Consider the following 3,384-nt stretch of genomic DNA (forward strand, 5'->3'; position numbering starts at 1 on the left):
AAAATTTTTGGGTAGTGTCATAAAAGTGTTGATATCTTTTTGTGAAAGCCCTGCGGAATCAAGGTTTGTGAAGAGCTCATCAACATATTTGGGACACCACCAATTTTTGTTCTGATGCTTAAAAATAACATCCTGAAAACAAGCACCCTGAAAATAATTTGCACCCACCGAACCGTTTATGGAGGGAATTAAAATGGACATGGACATATTTCACAGAAAAGTGGAAAAAGGGGTCAGCCTTGTGGATTTCAGCGCTCTTTGGTGTGCTCCCTGCAAGGCACAAAAACCCATCATAGACGGTCTTATTAAAAAATTTAAAGGCAATACATCAATCATTGAAATGGATATCGACAAGAACAGAGAGCTGGCTGAAAAATATATGATACAAAGCATCCCTACATTGATTCTGTTTAAAAATGGTCGCGAGATCAAAAGATTTGTGGGAATCCAGACAGAGGCAACACTTTCAAACTCATTGAATCAGGCAATAGAGTCATTGGATGATATTTCCTGTGAGCATTAAGTCAAAATTGCCTTGACTTGCAAAGAGCGCTAATGTAAGAGTTCAGTTATAAAACAGGCGGCAGAAGTCCCTAATAACAAAAAAATGATGTCGGCAGCCATGCCGATTTTAAAATACCAGAAAAGCCACGAAGGCTTAACCTTTCCCAGCTTGGGAACAGGTGCCTTCGTGGCTTTTTTTGTTATGATAAGGAGGTGTTATGAACTTTTTAAATTTTTCATATGCATCAAAAGCGGACCCTGCGCCAATGGGAATTTTTTCCGGATCACCTGAAAGTCGATTCCAGTCATCAGGTTACCAGATCAACACCCCATTGACATTGACCTCAGAATTTTTGAACCAGGATAGAGTAAAATAATTTCGTAAAGTACTCAAAAGTGACATCTTACTGGTTTTTTCGGCATTTATTGCATTTGTCTGAATCAGGATAACCAGGATGTTCAAGATAGATAATCCTGCCTTATCCTGTTAATCTTGGGAGTCCTGATTCAGACAGTGTTGACAAGGCTTATAAGATCATAGGGGGCGACTTTGAGTAATTATAACTTGGAGAGCAAAAAGATGAAAAATTTGCTGGAAGATAAATATTTCTTGTTTGGTTTTATATGGGTACTTTTTACAATATTGCTTCTTTATGCTGATCCTCCGACCATAGCGCAGGAGTATGTTGCTTCAAAATCTTCTGTTTTAAAAGAAAACTCTGTTGGGCATTCATATCCAAAAGGGAGTATAAGCATAACGGACATGGCTGGGCGCAATATCTCATTGCCGGCAACACCATCCAGAATAGCATGTATCGGCCCTGGTGCCCTTCGTTTGATTGTATATCTTGAGGCTCATGAAAAGGTTGCCGGTGTGGAAGATATGGAAAAACTGAATCCAGGGGGCCGTCCCTACTGGCTGGCAACCCATCAAAAATTTGAAAAACTGCCGCGTATAGGCCCTGTAGGACCTGCCGGTATCAATAAAAAGCCTGATATGGAAGCTCTTCTTGCCGTTAATCCTGACCTGATATTTATCACTTACATGGATGCCGGCCTTGCCGATGAAGTAGAGAAAACACTTTCCATTCCTGTTGTTGTTCTGAGTTACGGGGCGTTGGGAACATTTGACAAGGCAGTATTTAAAGCCATGGAGATTGCTGGAAAGGTTCTGGACAGGAAAAAAAGGGCAAATGAAATAATAGAATATATTGAAGCGCTTCGCAAAGATCTTCAGCATCGTACAGGTGATATTCCGGATAATCAAAAGCCCGGTGTCTATGTGGGCGGCATAGGGTACAGAGGGGCACACGGAATTGAAAGCACGGAAAGTAACTATATTCCACTGGATTGGTGTAATGCCATAAATCTGGCAGAAAGGATTGAGGCACGAATCGGTTCCCATATATTTGCAGACAAGGAGATACTTCTGGGCCTTGACCCTGATGTGATTTTCATTGATGGCGGAGGACTTGAGCTTGTTATCCAGGATTTTCACAAAAAAAAGAAATTTTACAGAGCATTGAAGGCATTCCGCAACCAAAGGATTTACACCCTGCTACCTTTTAATTTTTACAGTACCAATATTGCAACTGCTCTTTCCGATGCATATGCCATCGGAAAAATTCTTTACCCTGATCAATTCAAAGATCTTGATGTGGAAAAAAAAGGCAGACGAGATATACACTTTTCTTGTTGGAAAACCGGTTTATGAAGATATGAAAAAAGATTATGGGAGAATCGGGCAGCTTGCACCGTTTCTTAAATGAATTGAGTGTGCCATTTTGGCATTATTTCCTTTTTAGAGTGTTATTCTCCTCTCCAGTTAAGTGCATAGACAAATATTTCTTCCCAGTTAAGCCTCATTGTTCTTTCAAGGTTTAACTGTCGGGTGGTCTATACTCCCCCTCTACAGTCATGGAGAGGGGGCTAGGTGATTCGACTTTTTCGGAGTAAACCCTCATGACTCGATTCCGTCACCCCCGAGGATGAAAAACATGAAATAATGCTTACTATACCCTATATGTTTTTGCTTCGGGTAGGCCCATTGTTCGAGTTTTTTTATAGTGGCTTATTATACCCTGATGAGTAAACTGAACAGGAATTTTGGTTCGTACCCCCGATTGTTTCATATACGCACCTCAGTCAATTTGGTTGCGTATATTGAACATACGGTAAAATGGCCTGCACTGTTTAAGTGTATGGATTTTCCAAAATTTTGACCTACCCCTGCAAAAATTTACGATCAACCCGAAATTCGCTTGGATGTGTATTATGTCGGATTTAGAACCGATCGTCAAACGTTGTGCCGGGCTAGACATCCATAAGATGATTATTGTCGCAACCGTATTGGTGGAGCAGGCAGATGGTACGTTCCAAAAAGATACCCGGGAATTCGGTACATTCAGGAAACACCGCCGTCAGCTTTGCCGCTGGCTCATAAATCACGAAGTTGAGTTGGTGATAATGGAAAGTACCGGCATTTTCTGGAAAAGTGTTTACGATGTTCTTGAAAAAGCCGGAATCAAGACCTATGTCGTAAACGCGAGACATGTCAAGAATGTTCCGGGTCGAAAAACAGATGTAATGGACAGCGAGTGGTTTGCTGTTCTCGGCAGGGCCGGTCTCTTGAAGCCAAGCTTCATTCCCCCCAAAGACTTGCGCGAATTGCGTCTGATAGGTCGTCAAAGAATGAAGGTCAAAGATATGTTGGCTGCGGAAAAGAATCGGCTTCATAAAATACTTGATGATGCCGGTATTCGCCTGGGAGGGGTAGTCAGCGACATCAATGGTATCTCTGCGCAAGAGATGATTGATGGTTTGATTGATGGCCGTCCAATCAAAGAGCTGGTGGAATGTGCCCGTGGTCGTTTGAAATCC

5 protein-coding genes are annotated in these 3,384 nt (G+C 41.8%); 4 read left to right on the plus strand and 1 reads right to left on the minus strand.

What is annotated here, in order from left to right; translation table 11 throughout:
- Positions 1-201, minus strand: a 201-nt coding sequence (locus MTBBW1_RS29225; protein WP_222424133.1) for a hypothetical protein, incomplete at its 3' end; no start/stop codon positions are given.
- Here MTBBW1_RS29225 and MTBBW1_RS21330 point away from each other — a divergent pair.
- The 4 genes from MTBBW1_RS21330 to MTBBW1_RS21340 form a co-directional block, all read left to right on the plus strand.
- Entirely contained in the window at positions 194-523 is a 330-nt protein-coding gene (locus MTBBW1_RS21330) for a thioredoxin family protein (protein WP_080806940.1), read from the plus strand. The two genes, MTBBW1_RS29225 and MTBBW1_RS21330, sit on opposite strands and share 8 nt — an antisense overlap.
- Positions 524-722: 199 nt before the next feature.
- Positions 723-881, plus strand: a complete 159-nt coding sequence (locus MTBBW1_RS28630) for a hypothetical protein (protein ID WP_186441605.1) — start codon at positions 723-725, stop codon at positions 879-881.
- A 203-nt stretch (positions 882-1,084) separates the two neighbouring features.
- Entirely contained in the window at positions 1,085-2,218 is a 1,134-nt protein-coding gene (locus MTBBW1_RS21335) for an iron ABC transporter substrate-binding protein (protein ID WP_222424134.1), read from the plus strand.
- 560 nt (positions 2,219-2,778) lie between these two features.
- A partial coding sequence (locus tag MTBBW1_RS21340; RefSeq protein WP_186441607.1) for an IS110 family transposase occupies positions 2,779-3,384 on the plus strand: 606 nt, incomplete at its 3' end.

Origin of the sequence: Desulfamplus magnetovallimortis, assembly GCF_900170035.1 — a bacterium.
Classification (GTDB): Bacteria; Desulfobacterota; Desulfobacteria; order Desulfobacterales; family Desulfobacteraceae; genus Desulfamplus; species Desulfamplus magnetovallimortis.